Annotated in this window: 13 protein-coding genes; 4 read left to right on the top strand and 9 right to left on the bottom strand. The window is 71.9% G+C overall.

Annotation, left to right across the window (positions count from 1 at the left end; genetic code table 11):
- Positions 1-78: 78 nt before the first annotated feature.
- The 9 genes from HDA31_RS03155 to HDA31_RS03115 all read right to left on the bottom strand — a co-directional run bounded on the left by HDA31_RS03155 (position 79) and on the right by HDA31_RS03115 (position 11,258).
- Positions 79-1,188, bottom strand: coding sequence for a TIGR03857 family LLM class F420-dependent oxidoreductase (locus HDA31_RS03155; RefSeq protein ID WP_219824957.1), 1,110 nt, complete (start codon positions 1,186-1,188; stop codon positions 79-81).
- The gene (locus HDA31_RS03150; protein ID WP_178066346.1) at positions 1,185-2,255 is read right to left on the bottom strand and encodes a hypothetical protein; all 1,071 of its coding nucleotides are present in this window, start codon (positions 2,253-2,255) and stop codon (positions 1,185-1,187) included. Before HDA31_RS03150 ends, HDA31_RS03155 begins: the two co-directional genes overlap by 4 nt.
- Positions 2,252-3,604 carry a cytochrome P450 gene (locus tag HDA31_RS03145; protein WP_178066347.1) on the bottom strand — a complete coding sequence of 451 codons (1,353 nt, stop codon included), beginning with the start codon at positions 3,602-3,604 and terminating at the stop codon, positions 2,252-2,254. Before HDA31_RS03145 ends, HDA31_RS03150 begins: the two co-directional genes overlap by 4 nt.
- 74 nt (positions 3,605-3,678) lie before the next feature.
- The gene (locus tag HDA31_RS03140; protein WP_178066348.1) at positions 3,679-5,016 is read right to left on the bottom strand and encodes a cytochrome P450; all 1,338 of its coding nucleotides are present in this window, start codon (positions 5,014-5,016) and stop codon (positions 3,679-3,681) included.
- Between the two features lie 335 nt (positions 5,017-5,351).
- Positions 5,352-7,094, bottom strand: a complete 1,743-nt coding sequence (locus HDA31_RS03135; RefSeq protein WP_178066349.1) for an ABC transporter substrate-binding protein — start codon at positions 7,092-7,094, stop codon at positions 5,352-5,354.
- 38 nt (positions 7,095-7,132) lie between these two features.
- Complete coding sequence (locus HDA31_RS03130; protein WP_178066350.1) at positions 7,133-8,119, bottom strand: ABC transporter permease; 987 nt, start codon at positions 8,117-8,119, stop codon at positions 7,133-7,135.
- A 12-nt stretch (positions 8,120-8,131) separates the two neighbouring features.
- Positions 8,132-9,133 (bottom strand): ABC transporter permease, encoded by a 1,002-nt coding sequence (locus HDA31_RS03125; protein WP_178066351.1) that lies wholly within the window; start codon positions 9,131-9,133, stop codon positions 8,132-8,134.
- Entirely contained in the window at positions 9,130-10,206 is a 1,077-nt protein-coding gene (locus tag HDA31_RS03120) for an ABC transporter ATP-binding protein (RefSeq protein WP_246384134.1), read from the bottom strand. The genes HDA31_RS03125 and HDA31_RS03120 overlap by 4 nt, the downstream gene beginning before the upstream one ends.
- A complete protein-coding gene (locus HDA31_RS03115; protein WP_178066352.1) occupies positions 10,203-11,258 on the bottom strand; it encodes an ABC transporter ATP-binding protein in 1,056 nt (351 codons plus the stop codon). Before HDA31_RS03115 ends, HDA31_RS03120 begins: the two co-directional genes overlap by 4 nt.
- 226 nt (positions 11,259-11,484) lie before the next feature.
- Here HDA31_RS03115 and HDA31_RS03110 point away from each other — a divergent pair, with 226 nt between their 5' ends.
- The 4 genes from HDA31_RS03110 to sdhC all read left to right on the top strand — a co-directional run bounded on the left by HDA31_RS03110 (position 11,485) and on the right by sdhC (position 16,228).
- Positions 11,485-12,033, top strand: a complete 549-nt coding sequence (locus tag HDA31_RS03110) for a Uma2 family endonuclease (protein WP_178066353.1) — start codon at positions 11,485-11,487, stop codon at positions 12,031-12,033.
- A gap of 110 nt (positions 12,034-12,143) precedes the next feature.
- Entirely contained in the window at positions 12,144-13,580 is a 1,437-nt protein-coding gene (locus HDA31_RS03105) for a TldD/PmbA family protein (protein ID WP_178066354.1), read from the top strand.
- Between the two features lie 67 nt (positions 13,581-13,647).
- The gene (locus HDA31_RS03100; protein ID WP_178066355.1) at positions 13,648-15,135 is read left to right on the top strand and encodes a metallopeptidase TldD-related protein; all 1,488 of its coding nucleotides are present in this window, start codon (positions 13,648-13,650) and stop codon (positions 15,133-15,135) included.
- Positions 15,136-15,421: 286 nt separating this feature from the next.
- The gene (sdhC, locus tag HDA31_RS03095) at positions 15,422-16,228 is read left to right on the top strand and encodes a succinate dehydrogenase subunit SdhC (RefSeq protein ID WP_074472623.1); all 807 of its coding nucleotides are present in this window, start codon (positions 15,422-15,424) and stop codon (positions 16,226-16,228) included.
- Position 16,229 lies beyond the last annotated feature (1 nt).

Raw genomic sequence — 16,229 nt, 5'->3', positions numbered from 1 at the left:
GCACCTTGTCACGCGGGCGATGACACAGATCCGGTCGCGGGTCTGCTCATCGATCCGTCCCGGCGCGCCCCCGGTCCGTCATCGCAGGCGGTCCTGTGTGTCTGCCGCGGCGGGTTGCGGTCGCGAGGGTGGGCGGAGCGCAGAGAAAGCGTGGATGACGGGGGCGAGCCGGTCGGGTGTGGTGCCGTGCAGGACCAGCTCGTCGGCACCGGCGTCGAGGTAGTCCTGAAGCCGGGCGGCGCAGGCATGGGGGCTTCCGGTTGCGGTGGACTCGTCAAGCCAGGTAGCGGGTATCAGGTCGGCGGCCTCGGCGAGGTCGAGGGGGTCGAGGACGGCGTCGGCGTACGTGTCGCCGAGCCGGGCGATGTGGGGGTGTCCGCGCAGTCGTCGAAGCGCGTCCAGGTCCCAGCCGTTGGTCCGGACCAGCCGTTCGCCGCCGACGGGAGCCTGTAGGTAGGTTGCCGCCCGACCCGCGATGACAGCCCTGGCCTCGGGTGTCGGGTCGGCCACGGTGAGGACGGTGGCGTAGACGCGCACGGCGTTCGGGCTACGGCCGCAGGTCGCCGCGGTCTGGCGGACGCGGGCGGCGGTCCGTGCGACCGCCTGCGGCGTGGTGAACGCCGGCAGGAGCACACCGTCGAAGTGTTCTCCGGCGAGCCGCAGGGACTGCTCACCTATCCCGGCCAGGACGACGCGGGGTGGCGGTGTGGTCGGCAGTTCCCGGAGCTGAAGCCTCGGGAAATCGCCCACGGGGCCGTGGTAGGTCACCTCTTCGCCGTTCCACAGCCGGCGCAGCATGGTCACGGTGTCGACAACCATCCGTGCCGTGGCGGTGGGCGGCACGCCGAGTCCGGACAGCCAGCCGCCGCCGCGTCCGAGCCCGAGCAGGAAGCGGCCTGCGGTCAGCGACTGGAGGGTGGTCGCGAGTGACGCGAGCTGCAAGGGGTGCCGGGTCTGAAGGGGGACGACTCCGGCGGCGATGCCGGGTCTTGTGGTGCATGCGGCCAGTGCGCCTGCGAGGGCGCCGAGATCCTTCGTGCCGAACTTCTCGGAGATCCACAGGTTGCTGAGCCCGAGTGCCTCTCCGGCCTGCGCCTGGGCGATGCCCGCACGCGCGTCAGGCACGCGGCCGGACAGGATGTATGCCCCCAGCGGCAAGGTGGCGGGGGTGGAAGGGGTGTCGCTCACGGCATCCTGCCGTCGTGGTTCGCGCCTACGGTGTCACGCTGCACGGCGAGCAGGGCCTTGAGGCAGAGCGCGGTGGTGACCGCGCGGCTTCCCCACACTCTGGCGTGGTTGTCGAGCCAGGGCACTGCCTCCCATGAGCCGTCGGGGAATTGGCTGCCGATCAGCAGATGGCAGTCGTCAGGGGACACGGCGGTGCCGGCCGCGGTCAGGGCCAGCATGGCCAGGGCCCGGTTGAGGGGATCGGGTGCGGGTGCCTGTGCGAGGAAGCGTGCGGCCCGGGCGATCTCTTGTTGATGTCCGTCCAGGGCAGCGAGGTGACGTACGGCGACGTAGGTGCTGTAGCAGGTTCCCACATACCAGGAGGCTCGCCAGAAGCCCATGGGCTGTTGCTGGTCGATCAGCCAGCGGGTCGCCGGGCCGACGAGCGGGCTCAGCGGTAGGGGCCCGATGTGCTGCTCGTACAGGTGGGTGGCGTGTGCGAGGTTCGCGACCACCTCGGGATCGCGGCCGGTGTCGTTCCGGCCCCGGCCCCAGACCCGGTTGGCCGTGTCGCGTTCGCCGGGTGTGTCGAGCAGCCAGGTGTTGACGACGCCGTCGTCCCAGGCGCTGCGCGCGGCGAGAGCTGTGGCGGCTCGTACGACGGCGTTGTCGGCGTGGCCTGTGCGGATGAGGATCCGCAGGACCTGGGCGAGGGTGTCGGCGTCGTGCGGTAGGGGTTCGAAGCCGGGGAAGTACCGCCAGGAGACGCCGTCGCGTTGGGAGAACAGCCAGGCGGTGTTCTCGTCGGCGAGCCGCCGGCATTCCTGGTGGCCGGCCTCTGCGGCGTCCAGGAGCGCATCGGTGATGGTGGCAACGTGGTAGATGGCGCCCACGCAGCGGAACTCGGCGAACCTCCCTGCCTCTTCTCCCGCCTTTGGCAGGGGCTGGTGCTGCTGGTCAAGCTTGACGAACTGCGCGGTGGAGTAGGAGCCCATGACGTGTGCCGCGTCCGGGTAGGACAGGTCGTGCTGTCCTGCCAGGTACTCCAGTGCCCGTTCGACGGCGGCGTCGACGGTCGGGGGTGTCATCGGGTCACCGCCTCCGGTGAGGTCGACACGGGTGGCTCCTTGCGGGGACGCACGGCCAGCGGAATGGGCCCCGGCATCGGGATGAGCGTGGTGACGATCCGGGCCGGTTCGTCGGACACCGGAACCAGGGTGTGCCGTTGGGCCAGGGTGGCGAGGAACACCGACGCCTCGGTGTGGGAGAACGGGCCCCCGATGCACCCTCGCGGGCCGGCGCCGAAGGGCAGGTAGGCGTGGGGCGGAATCGTCTCGGCACGGGCCGGCAGCCAGCGGTCCGGGTCGAAGTGCTCCGGATCCGGGAAGAGGGCCGGGTCGCGGTGCAGGGCGAAGATGGAGAACAGCACCATCGCATCGGCCGGGAGCCGGTAGCCGCCGAGGTCGACGTCGACGAGGGGACGGCGCATCAGCATCCAGGTGGTCGGGTAGAGGCGCAGGGTCTCCTTGACGACGCGATGGGTGTACTGCAGTCGCCCCAGGTCCTCGTACCGCACCGGACGGCCCTGTAGGACGTCGTCGACCTCGTCCTGCACGGCGCGTTGCGCAGCCGGGTGGGCGGCGAGCAGGTAGGCCGCCCAGGACATCGCAGCCGCCGTCGTCTCGCTGCCGGCGATGATCATGCTGGTGACCTCGTCGTAGACCTGGTCGTCCGTCATGGCCGCACCGGTGTCCGCGTCCACGGCCCGCAGCAGCGAGGTCAGCAGGTCCGGGTGTTGCCCGAGGTCTAGCCGGTGCTGACGGATCATCCGGTAGACCACGGCCTGGAACCGCGGCAGCGCGCGCTCGAACGCCCGGTTGGTCGGCGTCGGCAACCGGTCCAGGAAGTCGAACGGCGCCAGGGCGCGCTGGCCGAGACCCCGCAGCAGCACGGGGAGGGTCTCCTGGACCTCGGCCGCGGCCTCCGGGTCGAGGTCCGTGGAGAACAGGACCCGGGCGACGATGCCGAGCGCCAGCGGGAAGGTGACCTCGTCCATCCGGACGACTTCCCCGTCGGCCCATGCGGTCACCAGCCCCTGGACGTGGTCCCCCATGGTCCGGGTGTAGCCGGCGATCTCGGAGGCGTGGACTGCCGGCTGGATGAGTCGGCGCTGCCGGGCGTGGAACTCCCCCTCCGACGTGAACAGGCCGTTGCGGGCCAGGACCTGTGCCTTCTGGAACATCACCCCCTTGTGGAACTTCTCGGCATCCGTCACCAGCATCTGACGGATCAGATCGGGGTGGTTCACCACGTACGCCGTCCGCGGGCCCAGTTTGAACGTGGCCACATCGCCGTAGCGGCGGATCTGCTGCACGAACCCCAGCGGATCGCGGCGGATGCGAACGGCGCTGCCGATCAGCGGAACACGCGAACGCATGGCCTTCGGCACGCGGTGCGGGACTGCCGTCGACACGGACTTCTCTCCGCCCTGCCGGGGAACTTGAATTCGCCTCATGGCCGCTCGTGCTCCGACCGCGCCGGAGCCGGCGTGCCCAGCCGGACCGGGAGCGCGGTGACACTGCGGCTGTACGAGGTGCGTCCCCACGTCACCGGCCCCTCCAGGTGCAGGTCCGGCAGGAGCGCGTGGATCTCCTCGAAGACCACCTCAAGCTCCATCGAGGCCAGGTGCGCCCCGACGCAGCGGTGGATCCCCGTGCCGTAGGCCAGCACGGGGGCAGCGACACGCCGCCGTGACGAGGGATCGAAGCGCGACGGATCGAACACTCCAGGATCCTGGAACGCCCGGGGGTCGTGGTTGGCGCCGGTGATCAGCCCGTAGATCCGCGAGCCCGCAGGGAGAACCTCACCCCCCAGTTCGATGTCGCGTACGGCGACTCGCGGGATCGGGCTGTACATCGCCGGCGATTCGAACCGCAGCAACTCCTCGACGTACGCCGCAGCCCCGCCGGGGGGTCCGTCGAGGCGGTCGACGTGCTCACGACGGACCAGCGTGCGCCACAGCGCCAAGGCGATGACCCAGGCCATGGTGGGCCCTCCGCCCGCGAGGATGGTGAACACCATGGCGATGATGTCGTTCTGCGAAAGGCCACCCTCGTCATCTCTCGTGTCGGCCAGTGCCGTGATCAGATCGCTGCCTCCGCTGCCGCGCCGACGGGCCACCAGATCCGTCACGAAGGCGTCCAGTTCCGCACTGCTGCGATCCGCGTCGGACAGGCGGGCGTCGGTGAGCGTCGGATCGAATGGCTGCTCGATGCGCCACACGCACGTGTTCAGCCAGGAGATGTCCGCCGGGGGCAGGTCCAGCAGCAGGCTCATCATGTGCGTGGGCAGAGCCGTCGCCAGTTCGTGCAGGTCCGCCTGCTGTCCGGCGGTCAATCTCGCCGTGAGGTCTCGGACGCTGTCCGCCACGATCACCCGGGTCCGCTCTCGGAGCGCGGACACCCGTGCGGCAGTGAAGTACCGCAGGTAGACCCGGTTGAGGCGGGTGTGCTCGGGCGGATTCCGGAGCCCGATGGTGTCCGCCAGCCGACGAACGCTCGGGTGCTGTTCCATGGCCCCGGACCGGAGGATGCCGGCCGCCTGCACCCGGATGTGATCCGGCGGGGCCCGGAAGAGACGGGAGACGTCCTCGTAGCGGCTGACCAGGTACTCGCCGTTCGCTCTCCGGTACACGGGGGCGTTCTCCCGCAGCCAGGCAGCCAGGGGCAGCGGATCCGCCATCACCGCCGGGTCGGACAGCACGGCGTACACGTCCGACGAGGCCAGCACCGTCCGCCAGTCCCGACTGGTGCTGGAAGCCGACGCAGCGAAGTGCGGTTTGGCTGCCATGCTCGAATCACCCCTGTCCTTCTCCCATCTCGATAACACCACGCACACAGGGGCTCGCATAGAGTTCAATCCATACCTGCAATTTTTCCCTCACCTCCCCAAACTGCTCCCCCCGTGGTCGTCTGGTGATAGCGGCGGACATGTCGATCAGCTAGTGCCCCGTCTTCGAACTCCGACTCCGAGATCCGCCGCCCGGATCACCCGTTCAAGGCTGCATGGCGGGACACAGGTCACCCAGTCGGTCGCCCGGAAAGCCTGAGAGGACACATCCGTAGATCGGATGTGCCCTCTCAGGTGGTTGAGGTGGCCGGGCCGGACGAGTAGTCAGCGGTGGTTCACTGCTTCACGTACGCGTTGACGAAGGACGGGTAGCCGAAGACGCTGGAGATGAAGACGCCGCCGGCCTTGGAGCCGTGCACGTTGTAGGCCACGTCGACGTAGAGCGGCACCACGGGGGCGTGCTCGGTCATGATCCGCTGGTCGAGCTTGGCCCACTCCGGGCCCTGCTTCGCCGGCTCCAGGGCGAGGATCCGGTCGAACTCGGCGTTGATCGCCGGGTCGTTGAAGTACGACTGGTTGCTGTTGCCCTCGGCCTTGATGGTGCGGCCGTCGTAGAGCACCGGCAGGATCGACGCGCCGCTGGGCCAGTCCGCCGCCCAGTTGCCGATGTAGAGGTCCCAGGGGTTGTTCTTCTTCTTGACCTCGTCGAGCTTGGCGTCGTCCGGGATGTTCCGCACGGTGATCTTGAAGCCGGCCCGCTCCAGGTTGCCCTTGAGCTGGGTCGCCTGCACCTGCTCGTCGGTGTTGTCGGCCACGCCGAGGACCAGCTCGGGCGTCTTGCCGCCGAGCAGCTCCTTGGCCTTGTCGACGTCGCCGTTCGCCCCGGCCGGGTACGCCTCGTACGCCTGGAAGCCGATCGTGGCCGGCGGCATCAGGGTGGTCAGCGGCTGGGCGACGGTCTGCCCACCGAGCGCCTTGACCAGGCCCTCCCGGTCGATGGCGTAGTTCAGCGCCTGGCGGACCTTCAGGTCGGTCACCCGCTGGTTGTTGATGACGAGCTGGTTGGCGCTCGGCGTCGGCGAGAGGATGGTGCGCGACTTCAGCGCCGCGTCCTGGGCCACCCGGGCGACCAGCGAGGGCGGCACGGAGTTGAAGGCGAGCGCGCTCTGGTCGGGGCCGTTGTCGGCGATCACCCGGTTGTTGGCGGCGTCGGCGGTGGGGCCGAAGCTCCACACGAACTGGTCCGGGTACTGGTGGCGCACCGGGTCGGTGGCCGGGTCCCAGTTCGGGTTGCGGTCGAGGGTGAGCTGCACGCCGACCTGGTTGTTGGCGATCTTGTAGGGCCCGGACGAGAACGGCCGCTGGTCCAGGTTGACCCCGGTGTCCTTGTCGGGCCGCAGCGGCGCGGTGGTCGGCAGCGACACCGCGAACGGCAGGTCGCAGCGGGGCTTGGCGAACTCGAAGCGCAGGGTCCGCTCGTCCGGGGTGGTCAGGCCGGGCGGCAGCGCGCCCTTGTTCTTCGTGAAGTCCCACTTCGTGTCGAACTGCGGGGTGTCGGCCAGCCACTCCTGGAGGTAGGTGGGGCCGCCGGCGAGGTCCGGGTCGAAGGACCGGGCGATGCCGTACGCGATCTCCTTCGACGTGATCGGGCTGCCGTCCTCGAACTTCACGCCCTGCTTGATCGTGAACTGCCAGACCTTGCAGTCGTTGTCGACGTTGGTCCCCGGGGTCTCGGCCAGGTCGCCGACGAGCACGAGGCCGCCCTTGCCGTCGTCCTTCCAGGTCGTCAGGTAGCGGGCGAAGAGCGGGTTGGCCATCAGGCCCGCGAACGAGTACGTCCGCTGCGGGTCCAGGTGGGAGATCGGGGTCTCCCGGATGATGGTGAACGTGCCGCCCCTGCGCGCCCCGCTCACCTCGGCCGCCGGGCCCTGCGAGTCCTTCGGGTCGGTGGCGATGACGCCGGTCTGCTGCCGGCCGGTGTCGACCGTGGTGCCCTCGCCCGTGTTCTCCGAGCACGCCCCCAGCGCCACCACCAGTGCGATGGCGCCGCCGACGCCGGCCGCTGCGCGTGGTCGCATCTCCTACCTCCTCTGTCGGATGAATCCCGTCGAAACGTTCAGCGCAGCCGCACCCGGGGGTCGATCGCCGCGTAGAGCAGGTCCACCACGACGTTGGCCAGCACCACGAACACCGCGGCGATGAGCACGGTCGCCATGATGGTGGGCAGGTCGCCGGCGCGGACGGCGTCGACGGCCGTACGCCCGAGCCCCTGGATGCCGAACGTGGTCTCCGTGATGACGGTGCCGCCCAGCGCCCCGCCCACGTCCAGCCCCGCGATGGTCACCACCGGGGTGATCGCCGCGCGCAGCGCGTGCCGCCCGTACACCCGGGGTTTGGTCAGGCCCTTGGCGCGGGCCGTGCGGACGAAGTCCTCCGACAGCGTCTCCAGCATCTGCGCCCGCGACAGCCGGGCGTAGATCGCGGAGAAGAGGAACGCCAGCGAGACCCACGCCAGCACGAGGCCGCCGGCCCACTTGAGCGGGTCGTCGAACAGCGGGGTGTAGCCGGGCACCGGCAGCAGCCGCAGGTGGTAGACGAAGACCAGCAGCAGCACCGCGCCGACGAAGTAGAGCTGCAACGACGCGCCGGTCAGCGAGAAGCCGATGGCCAGCCGGTCCAGCCAGGTGCCCCGGCGCAGCGCCGAGACCATGCCCAGGCCGACGCCGAGCAGCAGCCACAGCACCGCCGCCGGGATGACGATGCTCAGGGTCACCGGCAGCACCCGGGCGATGGTGTCGCTGACCGCCTCGTTGGTGACGTACGACCAGCCCAGGCAGGGCGCGTCGCACCGGCCGCCCTGGGCGCTGCCGAGGTCCCGCCCGGCGACGATGCCCTTCATGTAGCCGGCGTACTGGCTGACCAGCGGGTCGCGCAGGCCCAACTCCTGGCGGACCCGCTCCAGGCGCTCCGGGTTGCAGTTCTTGGGGCACATGCCGCTGACCGGGTCGCGGGGCAGGGCGAAGAACATCAGGAAGCTGAGCACGCTCACCGCGAACAGGGTGAGCGTCGCCGAGAGCAGCCGCTTGACCAGGAACCGCGCCACGGTGCAGCCCTCCTACCGGGACGACTTCGGGTCGAGCGCGTCGCGCAGCGCGTCCCCGAAGAGGTTGAAGGCGAAGACCAGCGCGAAGATCGTCACGCCGGGGAAGAAGACGTACGCCGGGTCGGTCTGGAGGTAGTCGAGGCTGCGGTAGATCATCCGGCCGAAGCTCGGCGTGGCGTCGGTGAGCCCGACCCCGATGAACGACAGCGCCGCCTCGCCGGTGACGTACGACGGCACGGCCAGCGAGAACGACACCAGGATGGGCGCCCAGAGGTTCGGCAGGAGCTGGCGGAACAGCATGTGCCCCAGCCCGGCCCCGCTGGCCCGGGCGGCCTCCACGAACTCCCGCTCGCGCAGCGCGATGACCTGCCCGCGCACGAGGCGGGCGGTGCTGGTCCAGCCGAACAGGGCGAAGATGGCGATGAGCACGCCGATCTGGAACGCGGGCGGCACCTCCTCGCGCTGGCCGTAGAAGCGCAGCGCGATGGTCGGGGTCAGCGCCAGCGCGATGATCAGGAACGGCATGGCCAGGGTCAGGTCGGTGATCCAGTTGACCACCGCGTCGAGCCAGCCGCCGAGATAGCCGGCGAGGGTGCCGAGCACGACGCCGATCGCGGCGGTGATCACGGCGGCGGCGATCGCGATGAACAGCGACGTGCGCAGCCCGTGCACCATCCGGATGAAGATGTCCCGGCCCAGGCCCGGCTCCAGCCCGAACCAGTGCTCCCCGGTGACGCCGCCGGCATAGCCGAGCGGCATGCCGAAGCCGTCCAGCCGGCCCTGGAACTGCTCGCGGGGGCCGATGCCGTACAGCGCCTCGATCAGCGGCACGGCGAGCGCGACCAGCAGGAAGAAGGCGAGCACCGCGGCGCTGACGACGGCCGTGCGGTCCCGGCGCAGCCGGGCCCAGGCGAGCTGGCCGGGCGACCGGCCGACGACGCGGGAGCCCCCGGGGCCGTCGCCGGTCGACTCGATCTCCGCGAGGGCCACGCCCTCGACCGGGGACAGGCTCACGCCGTCACCTCCGTACCGCTCACGCCGCTCGCGCCGGTCGCGCCGCGCCCGTCCGGCTCCGGGAGGTCGCCAGCACCGTCGTGCCCCGGGAGGTCGCCAGCACCGTCCGGCTCCGGGAAGTGGCAGGCGACCGACTGCCCGCTGCCGTCGCGGGGCACCAGGGCCGGCTCCTCGGTGGCGCAGACGTCGCGGGCCTTGGGGCAGCGGGTGCGGAACCGGCAGCCCGACGGCGGGTCCAGCGGCGTCGGCACGTCGCCGGTGAGCCGGATCCGCCCGCCGGGGCCGAGCCGCGTCGGGTCCGGGACCGCCGACAGCAGGGCCCGCGTGTACGGGTGCCGGGGCCGCTCGTAGATGTCCGCCCGGTCGCCGATCTCCACGATCCGCCCCAGGTACATGACGGCGACCCGCTGGCAGAAGTGCCGCACCACCGCGAGGTCGTGGGCGATGAACACGAACGCCAGCCCGAGGTCGCGTTGCAGGTCGCGCAGCAGGTTGACGACCTGCGCCTGGATCGACACGTCGAGGGCGGAGACGGGCTCGTCGGCGACGATCAGCTTCGGCCGCAGCGCGAGGGCCCGGGCGATGCCGACGCGCTGGCGCTGCCCGCCGGAGAACTCGTGCGGGTAGCGGTTGTAGTGCTCGGGGTTGAGCCCGACCAGTTCCAGCAGCTCCTGCACCCGGCGGCGCACCCCGCCCGGCGGGTCGATCCCGTTGACCCGCAGCGGCATCGCCACGATCCGGCCCACGGTGTGCCGGGGGTTCAGCGACGCGTACGGGTCCTGGAAGATGATCTGGAGGTCCTGGCGCAGCGGGCGCAGCTCCCGCCGCCCGGCGTGGGTGATGTCGCGGCCGGCGAACTCGATGCGCCCGGCGGTCGGCTCCAGCAGCCGCACCAGCAGCCGGCCGGTGGTGCTCTTGCCGCAGCCGGACTCCCCCACCAGGCCGAGCGTCTCGGCGGGGCGCACCGCGAAGTCGAGGCCGTCGACGGCCCGCACCAGGCCGCTGGCGCGGAACCCGGTGCGCACCGGGAAGTGCTTGGTCAGCCCGCTGACCCGCAGCAGCGGCTCGCTCATCGGGCCGCCCCCGTGGGCGCGACGCCCGCGGCGTGCAGCCGGGCGCGCTCGTCGGCCGGCAGGTGGCAGGCCGCCAGGTGGCCGGGCTCGCCGGCCGGGGCCAGCGCCGGGACCTCGACGCGCGAGCGGCCGCCGGTGCGGTCGGCGTACCGGCAGCGGGGGTGGAAGGCGCAGCCCGGCGGCAGGTCGATCAGGCTGGGCGGGTTGCCGGGGATGGGCACCAGGTCCGCGTCGGCGTCACCGTGCAGCGACGGCACGCTGGAGAGCAGACCCCAGGTGTACGGGTGCCGGGGCCGGCGCAGCACCTGCTCGGCGCTGCCGTGCTCGACGGCCCGGCCGGCGTACATCACCAGCACCTCGTCGGCGACCTGGCCGACCACGCCGAGGTCGTGGGTGATCAGGATGATCGCCGAGCGGAACTCGGCCTGGAGGTCGGCGAGCAGGTCGAGGATCTGCGCCTGCACGGTGACGTCGAGGGCGGTGGTCGGCTCGTCGGCGATCAGCAGGGCCGGGTCGTTGACCAGGGCCATGGCGATCATCGCCCGCTGCCGCATGCCGCCGGAGAACTCGTGCGGGTACTGGTCGTAGCGCCGCTCCGGCTGGGGGATGCCGACCCGGCCGAGCATGTCGACGGCCCGCCGCCGGGCCTCCCGCCGCCCGGCCCGGCGGTGGTGCACCCGGTACGCCTCGGCGATCTGCCGGCCGACGGTGTAGTAGGGGTGCAGCGCCGACAGCGGGTCCTGGAAGATCATCGCGACGTCCCGGCCGCGCAGCCGGCGGACGTCCTCTTCGGGCAGGCCGACGAGCTGCCGGCCGCCGACGGAGATCCCGCCGGTGACGGTGGTGCGCCTCGGGTCGTGCAGCCCGAGGATCGCCAGCGAGGTGACGCTCTTGCCGGAGCCCGACTCGCCGACGACGGCGAGGGTGCGGCCCCGCTCGACGGCGAAGGAGACCCCGTCGACCGCGCGGACGGTGCCGTCGGCGGTGTCGAAGCGCACCCGCAGGTCGTCGACCCGCAGGTACGGGTCGGACGCCGGTGCCGGCTCGCCCACGACCACCTCCCCAGTGACGAAGAAGAGAAACTACAACAGATCACTGAGGCTGAAAATAAGCTACAGATCGAGGGCTGTCAGCGGTGCTGAGCGTAACGACTCGGCAACTCCCTCCGACACCCCTGATCGCGAGACCGGCGCAGCGCACAGGTCGCACGTCGGGTGCGACTGCGGTGGGGGCGGCCGGGAGAGGATCCGGGCCCGATCGATCGAGGTGGAGGTGACCATGACCGCGGCGGTGTTCGACCACGACGGACCGTGGACCGAGGAGGAGCAGCTCGCCCTCGGCGAGACATCGCAACGGGTCGAACTCTTCGACGGGAGCCTCCACCTGACCTCGGCCCCCACCCCACGCCACCAACGGATCTCCCGCAAGCTGGGCAACATCCTCGAACCGGCCGCCGAGGCGGCCGGACTGGAGCTGCTGGAGGCGGTGAACGTCCGGCTCCGGCCCGGGCGGGTGCCCGTTCCCGACCTCGTCGTCACGGACCCGGTCGACCTCGACGACGTCTACGTGGCGGCGGCCGACGTCCGGCTGGTCTGCGAGATCATCTCGCCGGGAAACGCGTCCACCGACAAGGTGCTGAAGATGCACTACTACGCCGCCGCCCACATCGACTGGCACCTGCTGGTCGAGCAGGAGACCGGCGCGCTGCGCCTGCACCGGCGTCGGCACGCCCACTACGTGGAGCACTCCGCCGCCCAGCGGGGCGAGATTCTGGAGTTGGTCGAGCCCGTCCGGGCGAAGATCCGGCCCGAGGATCTCGTCCCCTGACGGATGTCGGTCCCGTCCCCTAGGGTCGGGCGCATGAGCGAGCGCCAGCGAGCGAACCATCCATCTGGCCCGGTGTCTCAGGGCGGCGCGCAGCGCGGCGGAGCGTCGTCATGACCGGATTCGATGCGGCGTCCGCCGCCGTGCAGGCCGCCCTCGACGCGGGCGCGCGCTACGCCGACGCCCGGGTGATGCACCGCCGCTACGAGTCGATGTCGGCCCGCAACGGCGACGTCGAGGAGCTGACCCAGGACGAGAGCCTCGGGCTGGGCGTCCGGGCGCTGGTGGGGTCGGGCTGGGGCTTCCACGCCGTACCGGAGCTGTCGGACGCCGCCGCCCGCGACGCCGGCCGGCGGGCCGCGCTGATCGCCGCCGCGAGCGCCCGGGTCCCCGGCCCGCAGGTCGACCTGGTGCCGGCCGAGCCGGTCGTCGCAAGCTGGTCCTCGGCGTGCGAGGTGGACCCGCTCGGGGTGGCCCTGTCCGCCAAGGGCGACCTGCTGGTCGGCGCGACCGCGACGATGCGGGAGCACGGCGCCGACCTGGCCGAGGGCCTCTACCAGGTGTGGGACACGACGAAGTGGTTCGTCTCCAGCGAGGGCCACCGCATCGACCAGCGCATCCGCGAGTGCGGCGGCGGCATCTCGGCCACCTCGATCGGCGACGGCGAGACCCAGCGCCGGTCCTACCCGAGCTACCGCGGCCAGTACGGCACGACCGGCTGGGAGCTGGTCACCCGGCTCGACCTGGCCGCGCACGCCGCCCGGGTCGCCGAGGAGAGCCGCGCGCTGCTCACCGCGCCCGAGTGCCCGGCGGGCGAGACCGACCTGATCCTCGGCGGCGAGCAGCTCGCGTTGCAGATCCACGAGTCCGTCGGGCACGCCATCGAGTTGGACCGCATCCTCGGCTGGGAGGCCGCCTTCGCCGGCACGTCCTGGCTGGACCTGGCGCAGCTCGGCTCGCTGCGCTACGGCTCCGAGCTGATGAACGTCACCATCGACCCGACCATCCCGGGCGCGCTGGGCAGCTTCGGCTTCGACGACGAGGGCTCCCCGGCGGTGCGGCGGGACGCGGTGCGCGAGGGCCGGTGGGTGGGGGTGCTCGCCGGCCGTGACTCGGCCGCCGTCGCCGGCCTGGACTACGGCGGCAGCGTACGCGCCGACGGCTGGGCGCGGCTGCCGATGGTGCGGATGACGAACGTCGGGCTGGAGCCCGGCCCGCACACCCTCGACGAGATCGTCGCCGCCACCGACGACGGGGTGCTGATGGACGTCAACCGCTCCTGGTCGATCGACGACAAGCGGCTCAACTTCCAGTTCGGCTGCGAGATCGGCTGGGAGGTGAAGCGGGGCCGGCGGGGGCGGATGCTGCGCAACCCGACCTACACGGGCATCGGCCCGCTGTTCTGGCGCTCGATGGACATGCTCTCCGCCGAGACCGTCGCCTGGGGCACGCCCAACTGCGGCAAGGGCCAGCCCGGCCAGGTCGGCCACACGGGTCACCCGGCCGCGCCGGCCCGGTTCCGCAACGTCCGAGTGGGGGTGCGCGCGTGAGCGAGCAAAGCAGCAGGCTCGGTGCCATGAGGTCTCCTACGGCCGCCGAGCGCAGCGGGGTGGTCGCATGAGCGAGGACGTGCTGGGGCTCGCCGACCAGGTGGTCGACCTGGTCCGCCGGCTGGCCGGGCCGCAGGCCGAGGCGGAGGTGGTGGTCACCCGCGCCGACCTGGCGCTGACCCGGTTCGCCAACTCCTTCGTGCACCAGAACGTCGCCGAGTCGGGCGTCTCCGTGCGGCTGCGCGTGCACGCCGACGGGCGCACGGCGGCCGGCGGCGGCAGCGTGGTCACCCCGGAGGGGCTGGCCGCCCTGGTCGAGCGGGTCCTCGCGGCGGCCCGCCTCTGCCCGCCGGATCCGGCCTGGCCGGGGCTGACCCCGCGCTCGCCGGTGCCCGCCGCCCCGGCCTGGGACGAGGCCACGGCCTTCGCCGAGCCGGGCGAGCGCGCCGAGCGGGTGCGCGCCTTCGTCGACGCCGTGGGCGGGCTGGAAGCCGCCGGCTACTGCCGCACCGGCTACCGGGCGGCGGCGTTCGCCAACTCCACCGGGCACTCGGCGCAGGGCGTCGCCGCCGCGGCGGCGATGGACGGCATCGCCCGCACCGGCGGCGCGGACGGCGTGGCCCGGCTGCACGTCGACCGGCTGGCCGACCTCGACGGGGCGGCGCTGGGGGCCCGGGCCGCCGCGAAGGCGCGGGCGGCCGTTGACCCGGTCGAGCTGCCCCCGGGCCGCTACGAGGTGGTGCTGGAGCCGGCCGCCGTCGCCGACCTGCTGCACAACTTCGCCATGTGGGGCTTCAACGGCAAGCGGCACGCCGAGCGGCAGTCCTTCGCCGAGCCGGGCGTGGCCCAGTTCGATCCGGCGGTCACGCTGGTCGACGACCCGCTCGCCGGGTCGGGGCTGCCGTTCGACGTGGAGGGCACGGGCCGGCGGGCACTGACGCTGGTCGACGCCGGCACCACGGTCGCCGTGGCGCACGACCGGCGCAGCGGCGCGGCGGCCGGGGTGGGCTCCACCGGGCACGCGTCGCCGGAGGCAGCCACCTTCGGCCCGATGCCGGTCAATCTGCGGCTGTCGGGCCCCGCCCCGGCGGGCGACGCCGGTGCTCCGGCGCACGCGCCGGCCGGCGGCTACCGGGCTCAGCACGCCGCCGGGGCGGGGCACGCCGCCGGGGCGGGGCACGGCGACGGGGCAGGGCACGGGTCGCCGGCGCCGGCGGGGCCGCTGGTCGACGACGCCACGGCCGACCTGGTCGCCGGGATGGAACGGGGCCTGCTGGTCAGCGACCTGTGGTACACCCGGGTGCTGGACACGAAGAGCCTGGTGATCACGGGGCTGACCCGCAACGGGGTGTGGCTCGTGGAGGGCGGGGTGCCAGTGCGGGCGGTGCAGAACTTCCGGTTCACCGAGTCCTACCCCCGGGCGCTGGGCCCGGGGGCCGTGCTCGGGATCGGCCGCCGGGCGGTCCGGCAGCCGGACCGGTTCGACGGCGTCTGGTGGGACGCGCCGGCGCTGCGGCTGGCGTCCTGGAACTTCACCGGGGGCGCGTCCGGCTGACCCGCGCGGATGATCCTCGCCGGTTCTGGCGGCGGCCGGGGAGTGAGGTTCTTAACATCCGACATCGATCGTGTTGCGGGGACTTTTCCGCAGGCCGGACACACGGGACACTCCCTTGCGCGGACGGCCCACGGAGATCGGCGTAACGTGTGTCAACTAGCTGCGCCGGTACGGCCGGTGTGGTCGTTGGTGTGCGCGGTGAGGTGGCAGCGGGTACGGGGTCGCCGGTCCGCGTGCCGACCGGAACAACTGCCGCCCGTGAGGGCCCCGTCAGGGAGACGACCGAATGACTTCAACGGCAACGAGGCCGCGGGGAGCGCGAGCGCGCGCCGCCATAGCGGCGAAGACGTTGCGGACGGACCGGTGGTGGTTCGCTCCGCTGATCACCGTCATCGGGCTCAGCGCCTGGGTGGCGTACGCGACGGTCCGGGTCTTCATGCACAAGTGGTACTGGGTCGAGCAGTACCACTACCTGACCCCGTTCTACTCCCCGTGCGTCACGGACCGGTGTGTCGAGGGGGCCTCCCACTTCGGCAGGTTCCTGCCCGGCTGGTGGATCATCCCGGACGCGGCGCTGACCCTGCCGTTCCTGCTGCTGTTCCGGCTCACCTGCTACTACTACCGCAAGGCCTACTACCGGTCGTTCTGGCTGTCGCCGCCGGCCTGCGCCGTGCCGGACAAGCACGACAGCTACTCGGGCGAGACCCGGTTCCCGCTGCTGGGCCAGAACCTGCACCGCTACTTCTTCTACGCCGCCGCGATCATCTCGCTGATCAACACCTGGGACGCGGTGCTGGCCTTCCACTCGCCGGAGGGCTTCGGCTTCGGGCTGGGCAACGTCGTCCTGCTGGTCAACGTGGTCATGCTGTGGGCGTACACGATCTCCTGCCACTCCTGCCGGCACATCATCGGCGGGCGGCTCAAGCACTTCTCCAAGCACCCGGTGCGATACAAGGCCTGGACCGGCGTGTCCTGGCTGAACGTCCGGCACATGCAGCTCGCGTGGATCACCCTCGGCACCCTGGCGCTGACCGACTTCTACGTCATGGCGGTCGCGGCCGGCTGGTTCAACGACCTGCGGTTCATCAACTAGA

This window comes from Micromonospora carbonacea (assembly GCF_014205165.1).
Lineage (GTDB): Bacteria > Actinomycetota > Actinomycetes > Mycobacteriales > Micromonosporaceae > Micromonospora > Micromonospora carbonacea.
The sequence above is the reverse complement of the archived record's forward strand: the minus strand, read 5'-3'. Positions and strand labels throughout refer to the sequence as shown.

Bases quoted from the DNA above. Each gene is read 5' to 3' on its own strand.
- HDA31_RS03145 (WP_178066347.1), bottom strand. From the start codon at position 3,604: ATGCGTTCGCGTGTTCCGCTGATCGGCAGCGCCGTTCGCATCCGCCGC.
- sdhC (WP_074472623.1), top strand. From the start codon at position 15,422: ATGACTTCAACGGCAACGAGGCCGCGGGGAGCGCGAGCGCGCGCCGCC.
- HDA31_RS03100 (WP_178066355.1), top strand. From the start codon at position 13,648: ATGAGCGAGGACGTGCTGGGGCTCGCCGACCAGGTGGTCGACCTGGTC.
- HDA31_RS03105 (WP_178066354.1), top strand. From the start codon at position 12,144: ATGACCGGATTCGATGCGGCGTCCGCCGCCGTGCAGGCCGCCCTCGAC.
- HDA31_RS03135 (WP_178066349.1), bottom strand. From the start codon at position 7,094: ATGCGACCACGCGCAGCGGCCGGCGTCGGCGGCGCCATCGCACTGGTG.
- HDA31_RS03120 (WP_246384134.1), bottom strand. From the start codon at position 10,206: ATGAGCGAGCCGCTGCTGCGGGTCAGCGGGCTGACCAAGCACTTCCCG.
- HDA31_RS03150 (WP_178066346.1), bottom strand. From the start codon at position 2,255: ATGACACCCCCGACCGTCGACGCCGCCGTCGAACGGGCACTGGAGTAC.
- HDA31_RS03110 (WP_178066353.1), top strand. From the start codon at position 11,485: ATGACCGCGGCGGTGTTCGACCACGACGGACCGTGGACCGAGGAGGAG.
- HDA31_RS03140 (WP_178066348.1), bottom strand. From the start codon at position 5,016: ATGGCAGCCAAACCGCACTTCGCTGCGTCGGCTTCCAGCACCAGTCGG.